The sequence below is a fragment of the Exiguobacterium sp. N5 genome (assembly GCF_025842465.1).
Lineage (GTDB): Bacteria > Bacillota > Bacilli > Exiguobacteriales > Exiguobacteriaceae > Exiguobacterium > Exiguobacterium profundum.
This window is the reverse complement of sequence record NZ_JAPAEP010000001.1, coordinates 1,435,414-1,460,320: the sequence shown is the minus strand read 5'-3', so window position 1 is coordinate 1,460,320 and position 24,907 is coordinate 1,435,414. Positions and strand designations below refer to the sequence as shown.

Annotated in this window: 32 protein-coding genes; 23 read left to right on the top strand and 9 right to left on the bottom strand. The window is 43.7% G+C overall.

Annotation, left to right across the window (positions count from 1 at the left end):
- The first annotated feature begins 154 nt into the window (after positions 1-154).
- From OKS35_RS07610 to OKS35_RS07600, 3 genes are all read left to right on the top strand, one after another.
- A complete protein-coding gene (locus OKS35_RS07610) occupies positions 155-1,015 on the top strand; it encodes a YitT family protein (protein ID WP_214690629.1) in 861 nt (286 codons plus the stop codon).
- A gap of 114 nt (positions 1,016-1,129) precedes the next feature.
- Positions 1,130-1,417 (top strand): putative quinol monooxygenase, encoded by a 288-nt coding sequence (locus tag OKS35_RS07605; RefSeq protein WP_264092786.1) that lies wholly within the window; start codon positions 1,130-1,132, stop codon positions 1,415-1,417.
- 102 nt (positions 1,418-1,519) lie between these two features.
- Positions 1,520-2,455 (top strand): multidrug resistance efflux transporter family protein, encoded by a 936-nt coding sequence (locus tag OKS35_RS07600; RefSeq protein WP_214781744.1) that lies wholly within the window; start codon positions 1,520-1,522, stop codon positions 2,453-2,455.
- A gap of 37 nt (positions 2,456-2,492) precedes the next feature.
- Here the strand turns inward: OKS35_RS07600 and OKS35_RS07595 are convergent, their stop codons facing one another.
- The gene (locus tag OKS35_RS07595) at positions 2,493-2,990 is read right to left on the bottom strand and encodes a hypothetical protein (RefSeq protein ID WP_031422805.1); all 498 of its coding nucleotides are present in this window, start codon (positions 2,988-2,990) and stop codon (positions 2,493-2,495) included.
- Between the two features lie 156 nt (positions 2,991-3,146).
- On the opposite strand from OKS35_RS07595, the gene OKS35_RS07590 reads away from it, so the two are divergent.
- From OKS35_RS07590 to OKS35_RS07505, 18 genes are all read left to right on the top strand, one after another.
- On the top strand, positions 3,147-3,632 hold the full coding sequence (locus OKS35_RS07590; protein ID WP_196431017.1) for a hypothetical protein: 486 nt from the start codon (positions 3,147-3,149) through the stop codon (positions 3,630-3,632).
- Between the two features lie 57 nt (positions 3,633-3,689).
- Positions 3,690-3,869: a hypothetical protein gene (locus OKS35_RS07585; protein ID WP_214781742.1), complete on the top strand. Its 180-nt coding sequence runs from the start codon at positions 3,690-3,692 to the stop codon at positions 3,867-3,869.
- A gap of 61 nt (positions 3,870-3,930) precedes the next feature.
- Positions 3,931-4,758, top strand: a complete 828-nt coding sequence (locus tag OKS35_RS07580) for a GNAT family N-acetyltransferase (protein ID WP_214781740.1) — start codon at positions 3,931-3,933, stop codon at positions 4,756-4,758.
- A gap of 10 nt (positions 4,759-4,768) precedes the next feature.
- Positions 4,769-5,092 carry a hypothetical protein gene (locus OKS35_RS07575; protein ID WP_214781738.1) on the top strand — a complete coding sequence of 108 codons (324 nt, stop codon included), beginning with the start codon at positions 4,769-4,771 and terminating at the stop codon, positions 5,090-5,092.
- 123 nt (positions 5,093-5,215) lie between these two features.
- Positions 5,216-6,508 (top strand): methyl-accepting chemotaxis protein, encoded by a 1,293-nt coding sequence (locus OKS35_RS07570; RefSeq protein WP_264092784.1) that lies wholly within the window; start codon positions 5,216-5,218, stop codon positions 6,506-6,508.
- Positions 6,509-6,744: 236 nt separating this feature from the next.
- Positions 6,745-7,569, top strand: coding sequence for a flagellin (locus tag OKS35_RS07565; RefSeq protein WP_196431014.1), 825 nt, complete (start codon positions 6,745-6,747; stop codon positions 7,567-7,569).
- A gap of 143 nt (positions 7,570-7,712) precedes the next feature.
- The gene (locus OKS35_RS07560; RefSeq protein ID WP_264092783.1) at positions 7,713-9,605 is read left to right on the top strand and encodes a motility associated factor glycosyltransferase family protein; all 1,893 of its coding nucleotides are present in this window, start codon (positions 7,713-7,715) and stop codon (positions 9,603-9,605) included.
- A 1-nt stretch (position 9,606) separates the two neighbouring features.
- Positions 9,607-10,605 carry an NAD-dependent 4,6-dehydratase LegB gene (locus OKS35_RS07555; protein ID WP_196431012.1) on the top strand — a complete coding sequence of 333 codons (999 nt, stop codon included), beginning with the start codon at positions 9,607-9,609 and terminating at the stop codon, positions 10,603-10,605.
- Positions 10,602-11,771 carry a LegC family aminotransferase gene (locus OKS35_RS07550; RefSeq protein ID WP_196431011.1) on the top strand — a complete coding sequence of 390 codons (1,170 nt, stop codon included), beginning with the start codon at positions 10,602-10,604 and terminating at the stop codon, positions 11,769-11,771. The genes OKS35_RS07555 and OKS35_RS07550 overlap by 4 nt, the downstream gene beginning before the upstream one ends.
- On the top strand, positions 11,768-12,871 hold the full coding sequence (gene neuC, locus OKS35_RS07545) for a UDP-N-acetylglucosamine 2-epimerase (RefSeq protein WP_264092781.1): 1,104 nt from the start codon (positions 11,768-11,770) through the stop codon (positions 12,869-12,871). The genes OKS35_RS07550 and neuC overlap by 4 nt, the downstream gene beginning before the upstream one ends.
- Positions 12,868-13,947: an N-acetylneuraminate synthase gene (gene neuB, locus OKS35_RS07540; RefSeq protein WP_264092780.1), complete on the top strand. Its 1,080-nt coding sequence runs from the start codon at positions 12,868-12,870 to the stop codon at positions 13,945-13,947. The genes neuC and neuB overlap by 4 nt, the downstream gene beginning before the upstream one ends.
- A 2-nt stretch (positions 13,948-13,949) precedes the next feature.
- A complete protein-coding gene (locus OKS35_RS07535) occupies positions 13,950-14,576 on the top strand; it encodes an acetyltransferase (protein WP_264092779.1) in 627 nt (208 codons plus the stop codon).
- The gene (locus OKS35_RS07530) at positions 14,576-15,634 is read left to right on the top strand and encodes a nucleotidyltransferase family protein (RefSeq protein WP_264092778.1); all 1,059 of its coding nucleotides are present in this window, start codon (positions 14,576-14,578) and stop codon (positions 15,632-15,634) included. Before OKS35_RS07535 ends, OKS35_RS07530 begins: the two co-directional genes overlap by 1 nt.
- Complete coding sequence (locus OKS35_RS07525) at positions 15,621-16,307, top strand: cytidylyltransferase domain-containing protein (RefSeq protein ID WP_196431006.1); 687 nt, start codon at positions 15,621-15,623, stop codon at positions 16,305-16,307. The genes OKS35_RS07530 and OKS35_RS07525 overlap by 14 nt, the downstream gene beginning before the upstream one ends.
- Positions 16,308-16,439: 132 nt before the next feature.
- Positions 16,440-16,796 (top strand): flagellar protein FlaG, encoded by a 357-nt coding sequence (locus tag OKS35_RS07520; protein ID WP_159562655.1) that lies wholly within the window; start codon positions 16,440-16,442, stop codon positions 16,794-16,796.
- A 15-nt stretch (positions 16,797-16,811) separates the two neighbouring features.
- Positions 16,812-18,461: a flagellar filament capping protein FliD gene (gene fliD / locus OKS35_RS07515; RefSeq protein ID WP_264092777.1), complete on the top strand. Its 1,650-nt coding sequence runs from the start codon at positions 16,812-16,814 to the stop codon at positions 18,459-18,461.
- A 14-nt stretch (positions 18,462-18,475) separates the two neighbouring features.
- The gene (gene fliS, locus OKS35_RS07510; protein ID WP_074036234.1) at positions 18,476-18,850 is read left to right on the top strand and encodes a flagellar export chaperone FliS; all 375 of its coding nucleotides are present in this window, start codon (positions 18,476-18,478) and stop codon (positions 18,848-18,850) included.
- Positions 18,847-19,200 (top strand): flagellar protein FliT, encoded by a 354-nt coding sequence (locus OKS35_RS07505; RefSeq protein WP_074036236.1) that lies wholly within the window; start codon positions 18,847-18,849, stop codon positions 19,198-19,200. The genes fliS and OKS35_RS07505 overlap by 4 nt, the downstream gene beginning before the upstream one ends.
- Before the next feature lie 34 nt (positions 19,201-19,234).
- Here OKS35_RS07505 and OKS35_RS07500 read toward each other — a convergent pair whose 3' ends face one another.
- The gene (locus OKS35_RS07500) at positions 19,235-19,612 is read right to left on the bottom strand and encodes a DUF3021 family protein (RefSeq protein WP_214816080.1); all 378 of its coding nucleotides are present in this window, start codon (positions 19,610-19,612) and stop codon (positions 19,235-19,237) included.
- A gap of 160 nt (positions 19,613-19,772) precedes the next feature.
- On the opposite strand from OKS35_RS07500, the gene OKS35_RS07495 reads away from it, so the two are divergent.
- Together OKS35_RS07495 and OKS35_RS07490 are read left to right on the top strand one after the other, a co-directional pair.
- A complete protein-coding gene (locus tag OKS35_RS07495; protein WP_214690645.1) occupies positions 19,773-19,955 on the top strand; it encodes a hypothetical protein in 183 nt (60 codons plus the stop codon).
- Positions 19,956-20,093: 138 nt separating this feature from the next.
- Positions 20,094-20,720 (top strand): DUF4352 domain-containing protein, encoded by a 627-nt coding sequence (locus OKS35_RS07490; protein ID WP_264092776.1) that lies wholly within the window; start codon positions 20,094-20,096, stop codon positions 20,718-20,720.
- A gap of 149 nt (positions 20,721-20,869) precedes the next feature.
- Here OKS35_RS07490 and OKS35_RS07485 read toward each other — a convergent pair whose 3' ends face one another.
- From OKS35_RS07485 to OKS35_RS07455, 7 genes are all read right to left on the bottom strand, one after another.
- Positions 20,870-21,343: an AraC family transcriptional regulator gene (locus OKS35_RS07485; RefSeq protein WP_078147329.1), complete on the bottom strand. Its 474-nt coding sequence runs from the start codon at positions 21,341-21,343 to the stop codon at positions 20,870-20,872.
- A 99-nt stretch (positions 21,344-21,442) separates the two neighbouring features.
- On the bottom strand, positions 21,443-21,943 hold the full coding sequence (locus OKS35_RS07480; RefSeq protein ID WP_264092775.1) for a DUF1572 domain-containing protein: 501 nt from the start codon (positions 21,941-21,943) through the stop codon (positions 21,443-21,445).
- 263 nt (positions 21,944-22,206) lie between these two features.
- On the bottom strand, positions 22,207-22,872 hold the full coding sequence (locus OKS35_RS07475) for a DUF2225 domain-containing protein (RefSeq protein WP_214816089.1): 666 nt from the start codon (positions 22,870-22,872) through the stop codon (positions 22,207-22,209).
- Between the two features lie 9 nt (positions 22,873-22,881).
- On the bottom strand, positions 22,882-23,325 hold the full coding sequence (locus tag OKS35_RS07470) for a YaaR family protein (protein WP_074036246.1): 444 nt from the start codon (positions 23,323-23,325) through the stop codon (positions 22,882-22,884).
- 24 nt (positions 23,326-23,349) lie between these two features.
- A complete protein-coding gene (locus OKS35_RS07465; RefSeq protein WP_159562647.1) occupies positions 23,350-24,252 on the bottom strand; it encodes a flagellin in 903 nt (300 codons plus the stop codon).
- Positions 24,236-24,616: a flagellar protein FliS gene (locus OKS35_RS07460; RefSeq protein ID WP_159562646.1), complete on the bottom strand. Its 381-nt coding sequence runs from the start codon at positions 24,614-24,616 to the stop codon at positions 24,236-24,238. Before OKS35_RS07460 ends, OKS35_RS07465 begins: the two co-directional genes overlap by 17 nt.
- Positions 24,613-24,903: an EscU/YscU/HrcU family type III secretion system export apparatus switch protein gene (locus OKS35_RS07455; protein WP_047795070.1), complete on the bottom strand. Its 291-nt coding sequence runs from the start codon at positions 24,901-24,903 to the stop codon at positions 24,613-24,615. The genes OKS35_RS07460 and OKS35_RS07455 overlap by 4 nt, the downstream gene beginning before the upstream one ends.
- Positions 24,904-24,907 lie beyond the last annotated feature (4 nt).

Below are 24,907 nucleotides of genomic sequence, written 5' to 3'. Positions count from 1 at the left end.
CTTAAGTATAACAAATGATACGAACCGACAATCATTTACGACAGAGAATCTGACATGAATATTCAGAATAGATAGAGGATTCTTGATAAATTATTTTGGTATTATTTTATGTTAGGCTAAAAAGGTTGTTGAACAATGGATGGAGGTCTATAGGATGAAACGAGAAAACAAAACGTGGTTGATGGCGTTTCAAATGATGATGAACATCATCGGGGGACTCATCGCGGCGTATGGATTGGAATCGGTCCTCATTCCGAATAACGTTTCGGACGGGGGCGTCACTGGAATCAGTATTGTCGGGTCACAACTGACGGGACTGCCGCTCGGTATTTTCATCGGGGTGTTAAATATTCCGTTTGTCTATCTCGGTTATAAACAAATCGGGAAGAGCTTCGCCATCCTTTCAGTCACCGGGATTGCGTCTTTGTCTGTCGGTACGGTCATTATGCACCATGTTCCGACTATCATCGAAGGGGATGCGCTCCTCATCACGGTGGTCGGTGGGATCATACTCGGGTTCGGAATGGGGATTTCGCTTCGCAACGGGGGAGCGCTTGACGGTATCGACATGTTGGCGGTCCTGTTATCCCGTAAATTGCCGTTCGGTACGAGTGATTTGATTTTATTTTTAAATACGTTCGTCTTTATCGTTGTCTCGACGGTGTTTGGTCTTCAAGGAGCGGTCCTGTCCGCCATCGCCTACTTCATCGCCTCGAAAGTGATTCATATCGTCGAAGAGGGATTGAGCGGGGCAAAAACGTTCAAAATCATCACGAGTGAACCGCAGGAGATGGTCGAGACGATTCGGGACCGTCTCGGACGGAGCGCCACGTTGAATCAAATTCAAGGGGCATATTCCAAAGAAAGTTATTACGAAATCACGTGTGTCATCAACCGGCTCGAAGAACGAAAAATCAAAGACATCATCGATGATGTCGACTCGAAAGCGTTCGTCGTCGTGTATGAGGTGACAGAGGTCAAAGGCGGGAACTTCCAAAAACGCGATATTCATTAACGGATGGCCAAGGGTCGTCCGTTTTTTTAACCTCTACACGTGTGAACCGACCAAGCAGGAAATCGCATATTGTAAGTGGAAGAAGTCGATGCAAGAGAAAGGGGAGGATTGGAAATGTACGCACTGATTGGAAAGCTTGTCACGAAAGCGGGGGAACGCGACAGACTCGTGGCAATTTTGTCGGAAGCGGCGCGGGAGATGGAGGCGACATCGGACTGTGAATCGTATCGGGTTCACGTGTCGCTCGATGAGGCGGATACCGTATTTGTCTATGAAGTATGGCGAAATGAGGAGGCGCATGCGGCGTCGTTGTCGCTTGTTGAAGTGAGGGCGTATATCGATCAGGCGAAGCCAATTCTCGAGCGGATGGAGCGGATTGCCGCACTCGAACTCCGGAGATGACCAAGAAGGAATAAAAAGACGGATGGCCAAGGGTCGTCCGTTTTTTGCAGGAGAAATGGCGAGATGTCGAGAACATGACAGGATTCGGAAAGGAGGGAACGCATGCGTCCACTCATACTCGGTGTCTTCGCCGCCTTGTTTTTTGCGAGCACGTTCGTGTTGAACGAAGTGATGCAAGTCGGAGGTGGCAGCTTTGCCTATAGTGCCTCGCTCCGCTTTTTGTGGATGATTCCGTTATTGCTAGTTGTAGTCGCATTTCGTGGTGGACTCAAGCGAGTCCTCTCAGCATTGAAAGAAAGTCCTCGTCCGTGGATTCTTTGGGGGACGGTCGGGTTCGGACTATTTTACGTCCCGATTTGTCTCGCAGCCGAGGTCGCACCCCCGTGGCTGATTGCGGGCACATGGCAAGTGACGATTGTCGCCGGAGCACTGTTGTCCCCACTCTTCAAGAAGGCAGACGGAACACGGGAGCGAATCCCATGGCGCGGACTTCGCTTCTCGGTCTTGATTCTCATTGGGGTCGTAATGATGCAAGTGGAGTTTTTCGAGTCGTTCGAACCTCGGTTCATTTGGCTTGGGGTCGTGCCGGTCATCATCGCCGCATTTGCCTACCCGCTCGGAAACCGGAAGATGATGCAGCACACGGACCTCGACGTGTTCGAGCGAATCCTCGGAATGTGTCTCGGGTCACTCCCGGTCTGGCTCCTGTTGTTCGGTTACGGGTTGACGACGGGGCGTCCCTCATCGAGTCAGCTCGGGCAGACATTCCTCGTCGCCCTGTTATCCGGGGTTGTCGCGACCGTGCTATTCTTCATGGCGACCGATCTCGTCAAACATGACATGGGAAGACTGGCGTCCGTCGAAGCGACGCAAGCGCTCGAAGTCCTGTTCGCGCTCATCGGGGAACTGGTCTTCCTGCATGCCGTCATGCCATCGCCAATCGCTTTGTCCGGGATCGCGCTCGTCATGGTCGGGGTCGTCTTCCACAGTCGGAGTCAGTTTATGGAGCTTCCGACCGTGGTCCGACAAGAGGCATAAAAAAATCCCCTCAGTCTTTTGAGCGAGGGGATGGTCATTAACTTGTTGTCAAACTGCCTTTGACTTTGTCATAGAAATCATCCATCATACCGGTACGACTACCGAGTTGGCAGATCAGTTCGAGCGTTTCTTTATAGAACTTCTTGACGAGTCCTTTGTTTTTGACGCCGTCCATTGATGCGAGCGTCTGATCGAGATTCTCTAAAATCTCTTTGATTTGCGCGTCTGAGTCCGGTTTGACGACTGTCATGTTCTCAGGAATGCTGACGACTTTTTCTTGACCTTGGTGACGGAACGATGCACCGAAGCCGAGGTTCTCGATGAAGAGGTGAGGCATCACTTTTTGACCGAAGAAATGCTTGTGCCAGTCCGTTGCTTTCATCGTGTCCATGTCCTGTTTGAACGTAGATGCCGTGGAGACATATTGTTTAAACAAATCCGTCATGAATTTCTCGATGACGGGGATTTGAAGGGCGAAGACGTTTTTCAAGAGCGCGTCGAGCTGAGCGCGTGTCAAAGTAGTTTCGTTAGACATGTCAGTTCCTCTTTTCTATAGTACGTTACTACCATCGTATGGGATTGACGGACACTCGTCAATGTAAGGGGAAACATTTTTTCAGAATATTTAATGAAAAGTCGTCAACTTGTGGGATAATCAAGTGAAGACATTAACAAGTGAGGAGTGGTTCTTGTGAACAAATCGATGAAGTGGGCGCTCGCGCTCGGTGTGACAGGTGCATTGGTGGCGACAGTTGGTGTCGTCTCGTCCCGGGGACGGACAGAGGATACGACTCAGACGATTCGTGACCGTGAGCTCGGTTATGAGATTATCTTGCCGTCGAAGATTGTCGAGGCGATCGAGCGAGGTGATGTCTATATCGAGAAGGCGCAGGACGTCGTCGACATCGGGGACACGAAGAGCTACGGTACGTTCGATTTATACTATAACGTTGAGGACGGGGACGACCAACTCTTGTTCCACCTGGACTTGATCGACCGCGAATTGACTCAAGAAGCGTTCGCGACAGAAATCGGCTACGGCAACTACCTCGGGACGAACGACAAGACGTTCTTCTGGGTCGAACCGACAGAGGCCGTCCCAGGTGCGGAGGCGCATACGGACGAGATTGCCGAGTTGATCGAGACACTACCTGAGTTAGAGTTCCGGACGTTGTAATATGATGAGACTGTAGGCGGCTGAATCGTTTGCAGTCTTTTTAGAATGGGTGGTCGTGTGCGAACGAGAGGAAGGGATTATACAGAAGGATTGATTGTAGCCCTTCTGTTTATCGTTGCGATGTATGTATTTGATTTACCGAAACAAGAGAGCTTGATCACCTTGGCTGTCGTCATCGTCATCTCAGTCACGATGCGAGAAGTGACTCATTTTTTTCAGAATGAACGGAATGACTGAGAGTCTGCTCGCTCCGGCGGGCTTTTTCCTTTGTGCTACAATAACAGATGAGGTGATATGAATGAATTGGACAGTAGAAGAAGTAAGACAGGCAGATGACGTCAAGGCGTTAGAACAAGTGGTCAACGCAAACGACAAGATCGACGTAAAGGTTGGGCATGAGTCGGTCGGGCAGAACGACTATGCGGTATATGACGGGGAGACGCTCGTTGGTTATCTCATGCTTTTCCCGTATCTTCCGAACGAGTATGAAGTGAATGCGCTCGTTCATCCTGAATACCGGAAACAAGGTGTCTTCACGGCACTACTCGAAACGGCAAAACAAGACGCGAAGTTGAACGGTTGCGAAGCATTCACGTTCGTCATCGACCGAAACTCGGCATCCGGGAAAGCGGTGCTCGAGCATCTTCAGGCGGCGTATCAGTTCTCGGAATACAATCTCGTCTTGAAAAAAGCGGAACTCTTCTTGAAGCCGGACGAGGTATCGCTACGTGAGGCGACAGCAGACGACCGTCCGCTCATCATCGCGACGCTCAGCGAGGCGTTCGGAGATCCGGTCGATGTGACGGAAAACATCTATCAACAAATCGATACGCCAGACCGCGTGACGTATATCGGTGAAGTGGACGGCAAACCGATCGGTGTGATTCGCGCCCTTCTTACAGGGGACGACGCGGCAAGCATCCATGCGTTCGGGGTCAAAGCAGGCGAACAAGGCAAAGGCTACGGTACGAAAATGTTGAAACAGATGGTCCAACAACTGTTCCGCATGGGCCGGACGAAAGTCGAGCTCGATGTCGAGACGGAAAACAAGGCGGCGCTCGAGATCTACAAACGCGCCGGTTTTGCGGAGAATGGCGGCTATGAGTTTTACATGATCGAATTATGAGGTGAACCACATGGTGAAAAATCTGAAATGGCTCGGTGCGGCGTTTGAAGCCTTCCTCGGGATTCCGCTTCTTGGCGGTCTCTTTATCATCGGGATGGGCTATTCGCCCCTCGGTTTCATGTTTGTGTACCACGTGATCGTATTGATTCTTTCGTTCAGTCAACTGAATCGATTCTCTTACGGGGCGGCGGTCGGAATTGCGGCCTCGGTGCTCGGCTTCATTCCATTTGTCGGCATGATGCTGCACTGGGCGGCTGCCATCACGCTCGCGATTGACGCGGCGACGACACCACGTCGTGTGGTGCACGTCGAACGTGATGATGAAGCATTCTAACGAAACGTACTCCTTGACGGGGGTACGTTTTTTCATTGACCAAACGTTCAACTGAAAACGCTATACATTCATTGGAAATTGGACGATATAAGGAGTGATGAACACAATGAGGAGGAACAAACAGTGAAAGTATTTAAAAATTTTACGACGCAATTGCTCGCGTGGATTTTGGTCACGTCCTTTATCACGGGCGGAGCGGTCGGCTACATTACCCTATTACTCTTGACGGAACTCGAGATGGAACAAGGTCAAGTCATGCTCGTCGGTACGGTCGTGGCATTACTCATCTCGTCACTCGGTGGGGGCGTCATTTACTTGATTGCCCGTCGTCCACTGAAAGCGGTCGAGATGGCTTCTGAAAAAGCTGTCGAAGTCGGGAACGGGGACTTGACGGTGCACTTCGCCGACGAGAAAACGACAGATCGTTCAGAGATGGGACGTCTACTCTTGTCGATGGACAACATGGTCGAACACCTTCGGGAACAAGGCACGAACATGCGTTACACGGCGGACCAATTGACGGGTTCGGCACAGGAAATCGCAGCTTCAGTTCAAGAAGGGAACGTTGCAGGAGAAAGTATCCGTTCGGCGATGGATTCTCTCAACAAAATGTTAGAAGATAACGTCAGTGCGACATATAACTCGATGGACTTGCTCGGAGCGGTCGCGCGTACGATGGAGAGCATCCGTCAAGAGATGTCATCGGCGCTTGATTCGGCGAGCGAGATGCAACAGGAAGCGGAGAGCGGGAAGGGTCTTGCCTCGTCTTCGGTCAATGCGATGCATGCGATTGCCGGAAAAGTCGAACAGTCATCGACGCTCAACAGCCAGTTGACAGAAATGACAGGCGAAATCTCACGCATCACGGACGTCATCAGTGACATCTCGGCACAGACGAACTTACTTGCCTTGAACGCATCGATTGAAGCGGCACGTGCCGGTGAACATGGTCGTGGATTCGCCGTCGTAGCGGCAGAAGTGAAAAAGCTAGCGGAACAAACAGCGAACTCGACTCAAGAAATCACGGACCTCATTGTCGACGTGAAGCGTCTCGTTGGCGATACATCGTCTTCGATGGCGAACGTCAAAGCGGAAGTGGAGACAGGCGTCGGGTTAGTTGAAAAAGCGGGTGGTGCCTTCGCATCGATTCACAATTCCGCAAATGAAGTATACAGTCATGTCCATTCGGTCGATTCACTCCTTGATGAGTCACGTGGTCAGATCGATTCGGTTGTGACAAACTCGGCAGGCATCGTTGGCATGGTCGAAGAAGCATCGCGTTATGCGAATGAAGTGACATCAGCGGCGAGCCAGCAAGCGGCAAGTCTTGGTGAAGTGAACGGAGCGATGTCAGAGCTCGTTCGCGTCGCAGAGAGTTTGCAGAATGAGACGGAACAGATGAAAGTAGAAGTGTAAGAAGGTTGAAAACGTCCCAATGATGGGGCGTTTTTCATTACATACATATAAAATTTGAAGAAATCATAAAAAAAGTTGTAAAAAGACTAAACTGACGAGCCTTCACTCCGATATAGAGTATGGAAACGATAAAACGTTCCAACAAATGTAAGGTGAGGGGCCGGCCTAAACCTTACATGCTCGGACAAACGGATTTGGAAGAGCGGAAAAACTCAAACCTATGGAGGGAAATTACAATGATTATCAACCACAACCTTAACGCAATGAACGCACACCGCAACATGTCGTTCAACACAACTAACTCTGGGAAGGCAATGGAGAAACTTTCTTCAGGTCTTCGCATCAACCGTGCTGGCGATGACGCTGCTGGTCTTGCAATCTCTGAAAAAATGCGTGGACAAATTCGCGGTCTTGATCAAGCGTCACGTAACGCACAAGACGGAATCTCACTCATCCAAACAGCTGAAGGTGCATTGAACGAAACACACTCAATCCTTCAACGTATGCGTGAACTCGCAGTTCAATCGTCAAACGATACGAACACAGATGCTGACCGTACTGAGCTTCAAAAAGAAGTTACAGAGTTGACAAGTGAAATTACGCGTATTGCGAACAACACTGAGTTCAACACGAAGACATTGATGAGCGGTGGATTCTCTGGCGCTGGTTCAGGTCTTAAATTCCACATCGGTGCAAACGCTGCACAGAACATCGAATTGACAATCGGAAACATGACTGCTTCTGGTCTTAGCGTAGAAGCTGTTGATATTTCAACACAATCTGGTGCTAACTCAGCAATCACAGTTATCAACGATGCAATCGAGTCAGTATCTTCTGAACGTGCGAAACTCGGGGCAACACAAAACCGTCTTGAGCACACAATCAACAACTTGAACGTTGGTGCTGAAAACCTTCAAGCTGCTGAATCACGTGTCCGTGACGTTGATATGGCGAAAGAAATGATGAACTTCACGAAAAACAACATCTTGAACCAAGCTGCTCAAGCAATGCTTGCTCAAGCGAACCAACAGCCACAAGCTGTACTTCAGTTGTTACGTTAAGATTCTCTTAAAGTCACATAAAGAGGGGGACAGACATAACGTCTGTTTCCCTTTTTTTAAATAAATTTCCCAGACTATCGATATTAAAATAACATAATTGTATACTTAAAATAGATTGATTTTAGTTAATGAAGGGGTGGCTTATGTCGCAGCTAAAACAGATATTAAATGAACTTTATGAAGTTTCAAATCAAGTAAGTATTCTCATAGAAAATAATGAGTGGAATATTTTAAGTGATATTTTATCAATGATAAAAGTCTTCGGTGAAAAGATTAATTCCAATGGTATTCGTACTAATGAAGACATTATTCGATTATCAGAAATCAAGTCTCAAAATCCTGCATTATTTGCAAATATTGTATACGACAATTTACAATTACTTATTAGTGAATATGAAGTATTGTCAACGGTTGAGAACAAAAAGTCATTAGTGTATCCGTTCAACTTTAATAGTTATCAGATGGCCCTATTGAAAGACGAGGATGGAAAATCCTATTTTATTAATGAAATGGAAGAGAATTTGGCTGATTTAATTAATCAACTTCCGGAAGAGACAGAAGCAATTATTTTAATTGGTTATGGTAGTGGTGGTTTTTATTCAAAACTATCAACTATGTATCACACACTAGTCGTTGATCCTTTTGTTTTGCTCACAGATGTAGAATCTGAAGGAGTACTAACTTCTCCACAATCGCTTGATAAACAAGAATTACAGAAACGGTTACAGAGATTTATCGGATTAAAAACGGAAGTCATCGCTCATCCTTTATATAAGCACTCGCAAGATTTTATAGAACAGTTAAAATCAGTTCGAAATTTTCTTCAAGAAGTTCAAATTGATTTGAATACAAGAATGAAATATACAGAGAAATGGTACAAAGAAATATTTAGAAATGCATTCTTCTTAAATGAACATCCTGACCGTTTAGTTAATATTGATGAGTTGAAAGATTATTATCAAGGTAAAAAAGCTTTAATGATTGCAGGTGGTCCTTCTCTAGAAGAAGCCATACCATACCTTAAAGCATTTCAGGAATCATATTATATTATTGCGATTGGACAAACTGCAAAAGTATTATTAAATCATCAAATTCGTCCTGATTATGTCATTTCTATTGACGTAAGTGACGAGAATGCACACTTCTTTAAAGATATTAAATTGGATATGCCTCTAGTTTATTCATTACAAGTAAATCATAAAATCCCTCAAGGTACGGAAGGACCACTTATTCCTTATGCGGACATGCCGTTAGCACATGATTTGTTACCATACTCGAATTCAGTGTTTACTCCTTATCCTACAGTAGCACTAGCAGCGGTCTCGTTTGCTTATCATTTAGGTTTTGAAGAGATTGGATTAGTAGGTCAAGACTTAGCTTTACGAGAAGGAGTGTACTATAGCGCATCAGTTAAAGAAGCTTCTTCTAACGATGGAATGTTCCATAAAAAAGTATATGAAATTCCTTTAAACAACGGTAATCGGGGTGAGACGACACCTATACTGTTTAACTTTTTGAGTGGATATAAAATCTTATTTGATCGATTACCAGGACTTGCTTCTAGGTTGGTGAATTATGCTGAAAAAGGAGCGGTTATCGAAGGAGTACCTTACAAACCTCTGGATACAATGCAAGATGAAAAAGTGACTAAGCTAAAGCTTAAATTTGAAAGTAATGATGTAATGTTCAATGTACCTGTAATGCAAGTTCAAAGAGATTTGGTTGGTCATATGGACCGTTTCGAGCGTTTGTCTAAAAAATTGGGGAGAAGCGTCAAGCAGAGAGCAGTAAATATAGATGAATTTGAAGCATTATTACGTGAGTGGGATTCGATGCTCGACCTTCCGGCGTTTCGAACACATATTATGCCGTTACAATTCGTAAATTTGTTGATTATCCAAAACAAAATCAAACTGCATAATCAATATAGAAAATCCAGTAGTATGAGAATACAAATCCTACATTTTATGAAAGAAACGATAGACTCATTAATTAAACAACTAAGTAATATACATGAACTCAAGATCGAGGTGTAGTATGAAGAAAGTTTTAGTGACAGGGGCAGACGGATTTATCGGGAGCCATCTTGTAGAAAAACTTGTTCAGTCAGGATATCAGGTAAAAGCATTTGTCCAATACAATTCATTTGGAACATGGGGCTGGATTGACAGTTTACCAAAAGAAATCACACAACAGATTGAAATCTTTTCAGGAGACATTCGAGATCCTTATGGTGTAAAGCGTGCATTAGAAGGGTGTGATGCGGTATTACATTTGGCCGCATTGATAGCAATTCCATATTCTTATCACTCTCCTGATACGTACATTGATACAAACATTAAGGGGACACTCAATGTTCTTCAAGCAGCAAAGGAACTTGAAATCGAGAAAGTGGTCCATACATCAACTAGTGAAGTATATGGAACTGCTAAGTATGTACCAATTGATGAAGATCATCCACTCCAAGGGCAGTCTCCATACTCTGCTTCAAAAATTGGAGCCGATCAATTGGCGATTTCTTTCTATAGCTCATTTAATACACCAGTCAGTATTATCCGACCATTCAACACTTACGGACCAAGGCAATCGGCCCGAGCCGTTATCCCAACCATCATTTCACAGATTGCTAGTGGACATGATGTGATTAAACTTGGTGCGTTAACACCTACTCGAGATTTTAACTATGTTGAAGATACAGTAAATGGGTTCATTTCAATACTGGAATCAACTGCTAGTATCGGTGAGGTCATAAATATCGGAAGTAACTTTGAAATTAGTATTAAAGACACCGCAGAAACGATTGCAAGAGTTATGAAATCAAAAGTCGAATTCATCACAGATGAAATTCGATTAAGACCAGAAAATAGTGAAGTAGAAAGACTATGGGCAAGTAATCAAAAAGCTTCTGAATTACTAGATTGGAAACCAAAATATGGTGGGATTGAAGGGTTTGAGAAGGGAATTCAAAAAACGGTTGACTGGTTTGTTGACCCGAAAAACTTAAAAAACTATAAATCGGATATTTACAATATATGAATCAGCAAATCAGTTCGTTCATTCGAGAATTTAGAAGACATATATCAAACGATTCTTTTGTACCACTTCATGAACCTACGATGAATGGGAATGAATTGAAATACGTGACAGAATGCGTTGAATCCGGTTGGGTTTCTTCTGTCGGAAGTTACGTAAATTTATTTGAAGAAAGATTAGCCTCATATACAGGTGCAAAATATGCAATCGCAGTAAATAATGGAACGGCCGCGCTCCATGTTTCCCTAAGGTTAGCTGGTGTAACCAAAAATGATGAAGTATTATTACCCTCATTGACTTTTGTTGCAACAGCAAATGCAATTTGCTATCTAGATGCGATTCCTCATTTCATTGATGTAAGTGAAAGTGAATTAACCGTAGATATTCAAAAACTAAGTATATATTTAGAGAAAACAGCAGTTAAGCGTTCGAATGGGACGTTTAACAAGTTTAGTGGAAATCAAATTAAAGCGATAGTGCCTATGCACACGTTCGGTCACCCAGTACAAATGGATGAACTAATGTCACTGGCAGATCACTATAATTTAAATATTATTGAGGATGCTGCTGAATCGTTAGGTTCTACCTATAAAAACCGCCAAACTGGAAGTATGGGGATGTTATCGGCCGTGAGTTTTAATGGGAATAAAACAATTACAACCGGAGGCGGCGGAGCAATTTTAACTAATGATTCGGAACTTGCGAAACGAGCCAGACATCTGACTACAACGGCTAAACTTCCTCATCGATGGTCCTATGATCATGATGAAGTTGGTTATAATTATCGAATGCCAAATATAAATGCTGCACTTGGGGTAGCTCAGCTTGAATCATTAGATGAACTTATTCTTAAAAAAAGAATGTTACATTCTGTCTATCAATCTTTTGTGAGTACAATTCCAGGTATTGAGTTAATAACAGAGATGGAATATTCTCGATCGAACTATTGGTTGCAGACGATTCGACTGAATGATGTCAACACTATTGAAGACTGGTTATTAGAACTTAATGAGGCTGGAATTATGTCTAGGCCTGTTTGGACTCCTTTGCACGAACTACCGATGTATCGCCATTGTCCAAAAGATGATTTGACTCATACGGAAAAGCTGAAGAAAGTATTAATCAATGTTCCAAGTAGTAGTTCATTATTCAAGGAGACTAATACGTGAGTAGAAAAATACTAGTAGTTACTGCAACGCGAGCAGAGTATTTTTTATTGAAACCATTAATTCAAAGAATTCAAGGTCAAGAAGAATTGGAATTAGTGCTAGTGGTGACAGGTACACATCTAAGTGAATTTCACGGAAATACGTTTCAAGACATTGAGAAGGATGGGTTTATAATTAATCATAAAATCCCAATAGATTTAAGCTTAGATTCTCAAGAAGCAACAGTTAAAGCACTTGCGACTGTCACGTCTGAAATGGGCAAGATCTTAGAATACGAAAAACCACATTTAGTCATTGTTTTGGGAGATCGTTATGAAGTGTTAGGAGTCGCCCAAGCAGCATTGCTATTCAATATTCCATTAGCCCATCTACATGGAGGGGAGCTAACTCTCGGAGCATATGATGATGCAATTCGACATTCAATTTCAAAAATGTCTACTTGGCATTTTGTAAGTACAGAAACTCATCGTCAACGTGTTATTCAACTTGGTGAAGACCCTAATCGAATATTTAATGTAGGTGCTCTTGGTATAGAAAATATCTTAAAACAAAAAGCAGAAGTTGGACGCCCATTGTTTGAAAATCCTTACTTGTTGATTACCTATCATCCTGAAACAAACGCATCAGAGGATCGTCTTGAAGAACTGCTAGAAGCGTTAAGTTCATTTAAAGAGTTTGATTTAATCTTTACAGGTGCTAATGCAGATAATCGAGGAATTGGTATTAATCAAAGACTGAAGGAATATTGCAACGTGAATCATAATGCAAAATTCATTATGAACTTAGGTAAGGATTATTTGAATGTATTGAAATATGCAAAGGCAGTTGTCGGGAACTCTTCTAGCGGAATTATAGAAGCGGCCTATTTAGAAACACCGACTGTGAATTGTGGTCATCGACAGCGTGGCCGTCTAGCTCCTGACTCAGTTTACCATTGTGAGATGGAGAGAACGGATATAGAGAAGGCAATTCATGCTGCTCTTGGGCACGGCTCATCTTATGAATATTTATTCGGCGAAGGGAACGCTTCCTCAATGATTGTTGATGTTTTGAGGAGAATTAATAACTTTCATGTAAATAAGGAGTTTGTTGACCTATGAATAATGTCTACTTCATCGCAGAAGCGGGAGTGAATCATAATGGCTCGGTTGAGCTTGCGAAAGAGTTGATTGAAGCAGCTAAAAACGCAGGTGCTAGTGCGATTAAGTTTCAAACTTTCATTACAGAAGAGTTAGTTACTCCTTCTGCAAAACAGGCGAAATACCAAACCGAAAATACAAAAGAACAAAGTCAATTTGAGATGCTTAAATCATTAGAACTCTCATTCAGTGATTTTTACGAATTACAACAATATGCGAGACAAGTAGGAATTGACTTTTTATCAACTCCATTTGATTTAAAGAGTGCTTCTTTCCTAATTGATGACTTGAACATGGAACTCATTAAAATATCTTCGGGAGACCTTACAAATTTACCATTACTATTTCATGTGGCTAAAAGTAAGGTGAAAATGATTGTATCAACAGGGATGTCTACTGAAGATGAAATTGAAAAAGCTTTGATTACTATTGCCTATGGTCTTAATGAGAATCCTATATTCGAATGGGAAAAAGCTGTTCAGTTCTTTGAAACGGATAAATCGAAACAATTACTAAGAGAATATGTGACGTTGTTACATTGTACAAGTGAATATCCGACACCATATAAAAATGTTCAATTGGCTTCGATTGATTATTTAAACAAAAAAACACAATTGAATATAGGGCTGTCAGATCATTCTAAAGATAGTTTGGTGTCAATCGTGGCTGTATCAAGAGGAGTCAATGTGATTGAGAAGCATTTTACGCTAGATAAAACATTGCCAGGACCCGATCACGTGGCGTCTCTGAATCCAGAAGAACTGTCAAATTTAATCGAAATGATTCGTCAAATTCCTATCATTATTGGAGAAGACAAAAAAATACCGACTGAGGAAGAACTGAAAACGAAACAAGTAGTACAGAAAAGTCTGGTAGCAAATAAAGTAATCAGTCAAGGTGAACTATTCACGATGGAAAATACTACGATAAAACGTCCGGGTAATGGAATGTCTCCTAACTTATTCTGGACCTTATTGGGGCGTGAGGCATCAAAAGATTACGTAGCAAACGATCTCATTGATGAAAAGATTTTTTAATTATGAAAAAACTTGTGATTTTAGGTAGCGGTGGGCACGCTTCTGTACTCGTGGATATTTTAAGAGAATCGGAGACAATCGTTGGATATGTAGATGTAAAACCTGCTGAATATTTTCATGGAATTCCTTATCTCGGTACCGATGAAGAATTGATCACTCGATATCCGCCATCATCAGTCAAACTTGTCAATGGAATTGGTTCGATCGGGAATTTAAAGCAGCGCCATAATCTTTTTTCCTATTTCAAAGAGCTGGGATATACTTTTGAAATAGTTATACATCCATCAGCAATTATCTCAAAAGAGGCTATAGTAGAAGAAGGAGTTCAAGTTTTAGCGGGAGCAATCCTTCAATGTCATTCGCATATTTCGGTGAATTCAATTGTTAATTCAGGAAGTATTGTCGAACATGATACTTATATAGAAGAAAGTGTGCATGTTTCACCACGAGTTGTAATAGGTGGTAATTGTCGAATTGGGAAACTCAGTCATATAGGTATTGGCTCAACAATTATACAAGGCATTTGTATTGGAACTGAAAGTTTAATCGGTGCAGGTTCTGTAGTTGTTAGGAATCTTGAAGGAAACTCAAGGGTGATGGGTGTTCCTGCTAAAAGGAGAGAATGTTGATGGAATGGAAAAAAATGGTTATCCTTCAAGAAGACTCTATTGAAAGTGCATTATCACAATTGAATCTCCTAGGCTCGCAGTTTCTAGCTGTATGCGATACAGACTATAAATTAGTGGGGACAATTACAGATGGAGACATTCGAAGGGGACTTCTCTCAGGTGTGAATCTTTCATATGAAATAAAAAAAGTAATGAATCGCGAACCGAAATTTAAAGTTTCAGGTGAAAGTGAAGACAGTTTTATAGAATTGTTTAACACATACAAAATAAAGTATCTCCCTATTGTTACGAGTAATATGACATTGATTGATATCATGAGTGAAAACGATATTGGTGTCTACTTAAGAAAAGAGAATCCTGTATTGCTGATGGTTGGGGGCTTGGGGACACGTCTTAGACCATTAACGAACGACCTTCCGAAACCTTTGTTGCCTGTCGGAGGAGTTCCGATTTTAGAACATATTGTGAAGCATTTAAAGAGTCAAGGTTTTTATAGATTTATTTTTGCAGTTAATTATAAAAAAGAAATGATCATGAACTACTTTGGGGATGGTACAAAATTAAATGTGGAAATAAGATATTTAAAAGAAGAAAAACGAATGGGTACAGCAGGTCCTTTATCCTTGATTGAGGAGGAATTAGAAGAGGACATGATTGTTATGAATGGAGATTTAATTACAAACATGGACTTTCGAGATCTGTTAAGCCAACACGAATGTTCGGCAGCAACAATGACAGTTGCTGTTAGAGCTTTTGATTTTCAAATCCCGTATGGTGTAGTGAATATACAAGATAATCAGCTCATCAGTATTGAAGAAAAGCCGATTCGCACATCTTATGTCAGTGCAGGAATTTATGTATTGAATCCGAAATCGGTGAAAAAAGTTCCGAAAGATTCATTTTTCGATATGCCAGAATTAATTCAATGTTTGATTGACCAAGGCGAAATGATTCGAACGTATAAGATGGATAGCCCATGGTTGGATATTGGTAGAAAAGAAGATTACGAAAAAGTCCAAAGAAAACCAGAGGAGTTTATTATTTATGATTCAAGATAAAAAAGTTTTAGCAATTATACCTGCTCGAGGTGGCTCTAAAGGAATACCAGGGAAGAACATAAAAAATATCGCAGGTAAGCCTTTAATTGGTTGGACGATTGAGGCGGCACTTCATTCTCGCTATATCGATCGTGTAGTTGTCTCTACCGATGACTTTGAAATTGCTCAAGTGGCGGAAGAATTCCATGCACCGGTTCCGTTTATGCGTGACCCGAAATATGCCACTGACCGAGCAGAAGCTTCGTTACCCGTACTTGAGGCGCTGGAAAAAATACCAGGGTACGATTATATTATTTTGTTACAACCGACCTCTCCACTAAGGGAAACAAGCGATATTGATGCAGCAATTGAATTGTTCGAAAAACATCGACCGTATTCTGTCGTATCGGTTACTCCAAATGCAAAACCTTTTGAATGGTTGTTAACCCTAAAACAAAATAATGTGATTACTAAAATAACGGATAGAATGACGACTTCACGTCAACAATCCCAACAAGTGTATGCATTAAATGGAGCAATTTATGTTGTCAATGTTGTTGATTTTATGAAACATCAGAAATTTATAACTCAAGAATCATATGGATTTATTATGCCGCCAGAAAAATCGATCGATATCGATACACCTTTTGATTTTGATTTTGCTGAATTTATTATGACAAAAAAAAATCGTTAAATGTCTGTTCATTGAACAGACATTTTTTGATGAAGAGATACAAAGTTACGATGATTCTCTGGAAAACTATAAGTTTGTTTAAAATTGTCGATATTAAGAATGAGACCATAACATGTGAGGGAGTAGAAGACTATGAATCCGACCATTTCTGAAGTCAGACTTCACTTGCCTTCTTCTGTATTACCGTATGAGCAAACTAAAAATGTGTTCGTTGAGGCCAATCAAACTCAACTCGCCGATGAAGGTATTGTTATTCTTCCGACGCCTCAACACATTACAAAGTTAGAGGCAGCGGTCGAGAAGGCGAATCAAGTCCTTGAAAAGCAACGTACCGGCTTGAAATTTATGAAGCACGAAAAACTGAATGATTATTATATTCAAATCGTCGATGCGAACAATGAAGTAATCCGTGAAATCCCAAGTAAAAAATCAATGGATTTCTTTGCGGCGTTTATGGAGTTTAATCATTTATTCGACGAACGGATATAAAAAAGGAGTGGGCATATGACATCACCAATTCGATTTGGCGGATTAGCCAGTGGGATCGATACCGATAGTATCATTAAACAAATGATGCAAGCAGAACGAATTCCAGTAGATCGTTTAGAACAGAAAAAACAATTGACCGAATGGCGGCGTGACTCTTATCGTGAGGTGAACCGTTCACTGTTAGCATTACGAAACAGCGCGGTCGATATGATGTTCAGCCGAAACTATTACGCTAAAACGGCTTCATCCTCTGATGAATCGCGTGTATCTGTCGTTGCAGGTCCATCAAGTGGAAACGCTTCGCTTACTATCAATTCAGCGACGTTGGCTACCTCGGCTTCTCATGTAGCGGTGGCAAATGGTGGAGGCATCACAAATGACACGGCAGTTTCGACTCTGGGGTTAGAAGTTGGCATTCGGAAACAAACGTTAACTGCGGGAACAACTGAACTCGTAGTGAAACCGCTACCGAATAATCCGCCAACTTTTACGGATAAAGATGGGAATGCGATTTCGTTAGCACATACGTACGATGCGGCAACTGGGAAGATTACGTTCGATAGTGGAGTGACAATCCCTGAAGGTGCACAAGTCGTGTATGAAGCTGGCTATCAAGTTCGTTTCCGTAACGAAGACGGTGGAGCTTTACAGACAGTATACGTTGATGAGAATGCTAAGTTTAAAGATCTCGTTACCGCGTTGAATGGCACGAAGACAGGAATTAGTGCGTTCTTTGATCAAACTTCAGGGCAGATTTCATTAACACGTAAAGACACGGGCGTGAAATCGATTATCGAATTTGAAGGCACTGCAGCTAAAGCACTATTTGGTTTAAATGGATCCGTAGCCGGGACGAATGCATCTGTGGATGTGAACGGCATTACGTTGACCCAAAGTTCAAACACCTTTACGATTGATAATATGACCATCACATTGAAGTCCTCATTCAATGATGGTACAAAAGTAAACTTGTCCGCTGCGACAGACACTCAAAAAATCTTTGACGGAATTAAAGGATTCGTTGATAAATACAATGAGACCATCGACCTCATGAACAAAAAGACACGAGAAGAACGATTCCGTTCGTTCTCGCCGTTGACTCAAGCTCAACGTGACGAGTTATCTGAAGACGAAATCAAAAAGTGGGAAGAAAAAGCGATGAGTGGTATGCTCCGCGGGGATACGATTTTACGTGGAACTATGGACAATCTTCGGAGCAAATGGTCGAGTGCTACTGCTGCATCGAATGACATCGACATGTCACGATTGTTCCAAATCGGTCTTTCGACTGGAGCGGATTTCACCAATGGTGGTAAAATCGAACTCAATGAAGAGAAGCTAAAAGCGGCTATCGAAAAAGATCCGGAGCAAGTATATCAGTTGTTTACAGATGCTGAAACTGGATTATTGCCACAAATCCGAGATGCTGCCAAAGATTCGCGCGATACGATTACACGAATCGCAGGAGCGGAAGGTTCTGGCGCACAAACCCATTCGATGGGGAAAGAAATGACCGATATTGATTCGCGTATCAAGCGGTTAAATGATTTACTCGTCGATAAAGAAAACGCCTATTACCGTCGTTTCACAGCGATGGAAACAGCGATGAACCAAGCGAATGCTCAAGCGGCATCACTGTCACAGTTTTTAGGCGGAGGCATGTAAGAGGAGGAGTTTAAATGGTAGCCAATCCATATGCAGCATATCAAAACAATGCGGTCACGACCGCAAATCCACAGGAACTGACGCTTATGCTTTATGACGGAGCGCTCAAGTTCATGCGCCTCGCCAAGCTTGCAATCGATCAAGGTAACCCTGATTTAAAGAACGTCAACATTCAAAAGACGCAAGCTATCTTTCGGGAACTTCGTCTGACACTCAATAAAGACATCGCTGTCTCAGCGAACTTAGATTCGCTCTATGACTACATGTGGCGCCGCCTCGTTGATGCGAACGTCAAGAACGATACAGCTATCCTTGACGAGGTACTTGATTTTACGACCGAACTACGTGATACGTGGAAGGAAGCGATGAAACTCGCGAAGCAGTCATGAGACCGATTGATGAAATCATCTTAAAGACGCAACGCTTGAAAGAACTGCTCGCACAAGTCCCGGAAGAACCGACGTATGATACATGGATGGAACAAATCCATGAGCTCTTGGATGATCGGGAACAGTTGCTCGCAGCACACGGTCCCGATTTGGAAAAAGCCGATCAAAAGGTCCTTAGGCAACTCGTCGACGACAGTCAAAAGATTTCTCGTCTAATTGAAGCCGAGCACCAGCGTCTAGGGATGACGCTAGGGACAGCCCGGATGGAACGGAAGACGGTCAAATCATATGTCGACCCATATGAAGACGTCGATTCTAACTTTTCTGGTCTATTCGACCAGCAGACGTAAAAAGCTCGAAGGCATATGCCTTCGAGCTTTTGTGTTAAGAGGCTTTGACTTGTCGACGCATGCGGATGATGAAATAAGAAGCGGTAAATAAAATCAGACCACTCACCGTGAAGTTTAAATAGAGACGTGCGGCATCTTGAAACGATGTGATTGGCGTAGACCGACCGAACCATAGAAGTGGTAGGATTGTCACGTGCATAACGCTCCAATGAATGAAGATTTGTTTCTTGAACGACCACTGTTTGACTTCATAAATAACGCTTGTGAGCCCGAGGAAGAAGGCGACTCCTGCGTAGATAAACATTCCATGCACAGCCTCTGCATTCCCTGACCAACCTTGATAGAGAGCAAGTATCGCGAATGGCAACGACCAAATGAGACTCCGAAGTATTCCTTTTTTCAATAGTTGCATATGAATCTTCCTTTCATCGAATCGTTGTAAATGTATACGGCTGTGGAAAGGAAAAGTTTCATATAAAAGGTATAGATGAAATGACGTCTGTTTTCCGCTATAATCGGGTAAACATCAATGTAGCCGTTGCTTCTTTTCTGGAAAGAGGGAGGGAAACGAGATGCGTGAGAAAGAGTCCAAGATATCGTCACGGAAGCGCCGTTATTTCGTCTATGGTCCAGAGGGAGCGTACGATGAATACGTGGAACGGGACCCGAAACTTGAAGCGTACGTCGAGGACGATACGCCGTTTGAGGATCGTCCTGACCCATACGAGGAAGAAGAGCTGAAATCAAGAGGATAAGTATACATGTCAAGGTCCGATTATGGACCTTGACTTTTATTTTACCTGGAACTTTTTCTTAATACGGTTCGGTTTGTCAATTCGTTATATTCGTCTTAACCACAACATCACTTGGATTAAGAAAAGGGAGAGATGAAGATGAACATGAAACGATTTGGCTTACTGGTGGCGGTACCACTCGCACTACTTGTCGGTTGCGGGGAAGCAGACGAACTGAAGACGACGGCGACGGATACGGAAGAAATGGTAGAGGCGGAAGCGAACGTACCAGAGGAGACGACTGTTGAAGAGACGGACGTCCAAGAAAGTGAACTCGGTACGAACAAGATCTACATGAAGAATAAGGCACTCACGATCACGGAGACGATGGGTCCGATTCAATTCGCCATCGACAAAGTACAGACGTCACGCCTCACGGTCGCAGAAGCTTATAGCGACTCATTCGATGGACAAGAAGAGGTGACGGTCGTCGCGATGAACATGTTGGTCGAGAATACGGTCGACGAGACGATGAGCTTCCATCCGAACCAGGCAACACTGGTGACGAACACAGGGGAACAGGTATCTTCGGATTTATGGTTCTCAGATGACGTCGGTGGAGAATTTTTAGGAAAGGTGAAGAAGGAAGGGAACGTCCTCTTCTTCGTGAAAGCAAAACCAGAAGAGCTGACGGACTTGAAAGTCGTCATCGATGGACCATTCAACGAGAACTTCGACAAAGTGGCAGAAGACCGCTACGAATATAAACTTAACGTGACAAAATAAGAGTAGGCGTGCCGAATAAAATCGGTACGCCTAGTCTCATGGTTGATTATTACTACACAATAAGCATAGTGGTTAGCATAGAGAATATAAGAAGGGATTCTCATATTTTGAGAGTTCCTTGTATCTTAATTTTTTCATTTTGTAAAATCTTAATTCTTAATGGGTACATATAAATCGACTTTAGATTTTCCGTCGGGATCTTCAGCTGGATTGTTCAAATTGAACTCCAAGGTATTTCTAGATTCGTCCACTGAATATTCGCGTTCTAGTAACCATTCTTCAAAAATATATTTATACGTCTCACTCAGTTTTTCTGGAGTATCGTAGAAATGGTGCACGATGTATTGACCACCTTCTAGCATTTTAAATTGTATCTCCCCGTGCCCTGTTTTATCAAAGTTTTTAGGAACTGTGACACAAGCATCATGTCTACATTCATGAGGATCAACATCGTTCGGATTATCTAATGAAATACCGATAAATTGACTTGATGGAGGGTAAAGGTTGTGTTCCGTCGCCCAATGTATTAATTTCCCCCAATGTTCTTGTGGTTCAAAATAGCTACCCGTACGTCTGATAAATGCAATTTCAGTTTCAGGTAATTGCTTTAAAGTCATATCCATTTTGTAACCCCCATTAAAGTTGACTGATTCAATTGTCTTGATGTCCAAAAAAGTGCTTCATTGAAATAATATCTCGTTGAAGTGTTGCAACAGGAATTGTTATTTACGCTGATGCGGCAACGGAATCGACAACACATCCCAGTCGCTCCCGGCGAATAGCTTCGACAGATAGACGATTTGTCCGACATGATACCCATAATGCGACACTTGGCGTTCGATCGCGTCAATCACGGAATGGGCTTCCCCTCGAATCATCACATTCTTCCCTAAGTCATCTGGTGTCAAATCAGCTAAGACATTATCCAACAGTTGCCAACGCTCGTCCCAAACCTCCATGAGCTCCGCACGGGATAGCTGCTGGTCCTCGAACTCGGCGTCCCGGTCACGGTCCGGCTTCTCGCCGTCTGTCGTCAAAAAATCGGTCCAACGCGACTTCATGTTATTCGCCATGTGCTGGATGATCAAGGCGAGCGAGAGTGTGTCCGACGCAAGTGTCTTGTGCAGGTCCTCTTCACTCACTTGGACGAGCGCGCGCTCAGCGAGTTGTTTCTGGCTTTTAAACGTAGCACGTACGGTATCGAGATATTGCGTTTCAAACATGAAAAGATCCTCCTCTTCGTATGTATCTGCTTTGAATATACCCCATATCTATCCCACTAAAAATTAAATTAATGTTATAGCAATTGAGATTCCATGGGATACATCCTGCAAGACGTCACCGCATAGTCGACATGAGGGTACTGGGTAGTCAATGTTGCGTGGATCTCTTATTCATCAATTGTGTTGATTGCGTTTGTCCGTGAGTGGAAGAGCGCGATTTTTTGTATTCAAAAAGTGTGAGACACAAGGTCCCACACTTCTGATTAGGCATGTTCCAATCGAAACTCTTCCCAATGATCACGGGCCTGGTTCCGGATGCGCTCCGATACTTCCTTACTGTTGAGGAGAATCCCATACCAGCGACGCGCGTCCTCATAGTAGTCGAGCGCGGCCGACAAATCGGCAATCCGCAACATGAGCTGGTCGTACGGTAATCCGGTCCGAATCGGGTCTGTATAGGCTTCTTGCACCTCATTGTATTTATCGAGCGTTCGCTGCATCCATTCTTTTTCAGACGCTACATCCCCAATCAATCGATACATCCATACGATTCGCATCCCGAGCATAGCGATGACAGATGGTTTTTGTCCGCTCAATTGGGCCGTCATGACGGCGAACTTATAGAGAAGGATGACGTGCTCATATGAACGGTCGCCTTTCAACACATCCGGATTCACTTGATTGAAGTAGTTCGTCTCAAGCGCTTCTCGGTTATGTTTGCGCACCTTGTCGAACGAGTCGTGGAAGACGAGGTGACAATGGTCACAGACGGTCGGTTCGTATAAATAAGGATTCGGTCCATCATACGTTGTGTAGCCATCCTTCTCAACTTCGAGTGGACGGATGTGACGTGATAAGACACGGTTCGTCTTACTTTCTTGTAAACAATACGGACATTTGACTTTCTTCAAAAACAAATGTTCTGCCATCTCGACACCTCACACATAGACATTGACGAGCAATCCGCGAATTTCACCGACTTGGTCGAGTAGGGAAAGGCGAGAGGCCTCACCCGAGATGACCTGATCTGTAAGCGCGAGGAGTTTTTGGTCGACTTGTTCGACGACCTTATAAATCTTCGCGCGCCCGCGGCGATTGAATCCGCGTTTATCTTCGAGACGGAGTGCCGCGTCTACGGCCTCTTTCATAAAGTCTTTAATCATTTGTTTGTATTCGGCAAGCGCTTCGACGGTCTGACTTTCAGCTAGAAGTTCTCCTTGTTCATGAATCGCAGCGATTTGACGTTGGAAGCGTTCATGCTCTCGATCTTCGCGCTTCTGACCGATCACATTTTGGAAGGAGACACCGGGTTCGACTTCGGCGCGCTTTGCCTTACTTGAGCCGAGGAGCGATTGCGTCTCCATGATGCGACGAATGTCCATATGGGCAACCGTCCTTTCTTTAGGTTAGTTCAATAATTGTAACACGCCTTGCGGCAATGCGTTCGACTGAGCAATCATCGCCATGCCGGACTGGTTCAAAATGTTTAGACGTGCGAAGTCCATCATTTCACGGGCCATGTCGGCATCACGGATTCGTGACTCAGACGCCGTTAAGTTTTCTGAGCCGATGGCGACGACGCTGACGTTCGCCTCCAAGCGATTTTGGATGGCTCCGAGTTTTGAACGTTCGAGTGACACTTTGTTGATGGCTGCATCGAATTTTGAAATGGCATCACCCGCATCCTCAGGTGTCAATACACTCAATGCATAATACGTTTCAGTAGGTGTCGTCGAATCGTTGTCATGGTCGACGGCAGGAAGTTCTCCGCCACCGGGTGTCGTCATCGTGATATTGAGTGCATGGGCACGCATATCTTCCACATTTAAGATGACGGCTTCATTGTTACCTGCACCGATTTGGAAGAATAACGTATTATTGCCTTGCATGTATTCGCCATTCATAATTTTCTTTGAGTTGAATTCCGTCGTTTCGGCAATTCGTGTCACTTCGGCAGTCAACGCGTTAATTTCTTCCTGGACAGCTTTGGCGTCGTCTTCACTGAGTGTTCCATTTGCTGATTGAACCGATAATTCACGCATCCGTTGGAGAAGGGCGTGTGTTTCGTTCATCCCGCCTTCGAGTGTCTGCGTGAGTGAGATACTGTCGAGCGTGTTGCGTTCTGCCATCGAGAGCGAGTCGAGGCGCATCCGCATTTTCTCTGAGATGGCGAGTCCTGCCGCATCATCAGATGCCTTGTTGATGCGAATCCCACTTGAGAGGCGATCCATCGTTTTTTTCATTGACGCTTGATTCAGGGAAAGAGATGTATACGCTTTTAATGCTTGGACGTTATTCGTAATTTTCATAACGGTTTCCTCCAGTCGTGACAGGTTGGGTCTTGGCACGCTCCATTGCTTCACCCCATGTTTGGTCGAGGTCACTTGCGAGCGTATGTAGTTCGGCGATTTTTTCCTTATCCTGGTCGATGATTGCTTCGACGCTTGCGTTTGCCATATATAGATAAATTTCATCCAGTTGAGCCGCGATAATCCCGCCGCCGTCATGGAGTCCTTGGTGAAGTTTGACTAAAAGTTCACGGGCTTGGCGAAGATGACGGTTTCGTTCGGCAATCGTCGAATCTTGCGCATGTTTATAGTGATAGACGAGTGCGTGAAGCATCGCCTGAGTCAGCTCTTCCGGCCTCATTTCATATAATTGGGTTGAATTCATCTTTGTTCTCCTTTGATCGAATCAAGTTCCTCTATCAACAACAACACTTCTGCCATCACATCATAAAGTTGAGGTGGGATGGCGTCTCCTAGGTCAAGGTCGAGCAAATGGCCAAGCAAGGAATGGTCGTTCTCGACCGCTACTCCTCGGGCACGTGCTTCCTGTAAAATCTTTTCAGCGACGGCTCCGGTCCCGCGGGCGACGATGACGGGCGCTTTATCCGTCGTTTCATCATAGCGGACGACCGCGGCCGTCTTACGTTTCGTCAAATCCATGCGTTGGTACATCGGG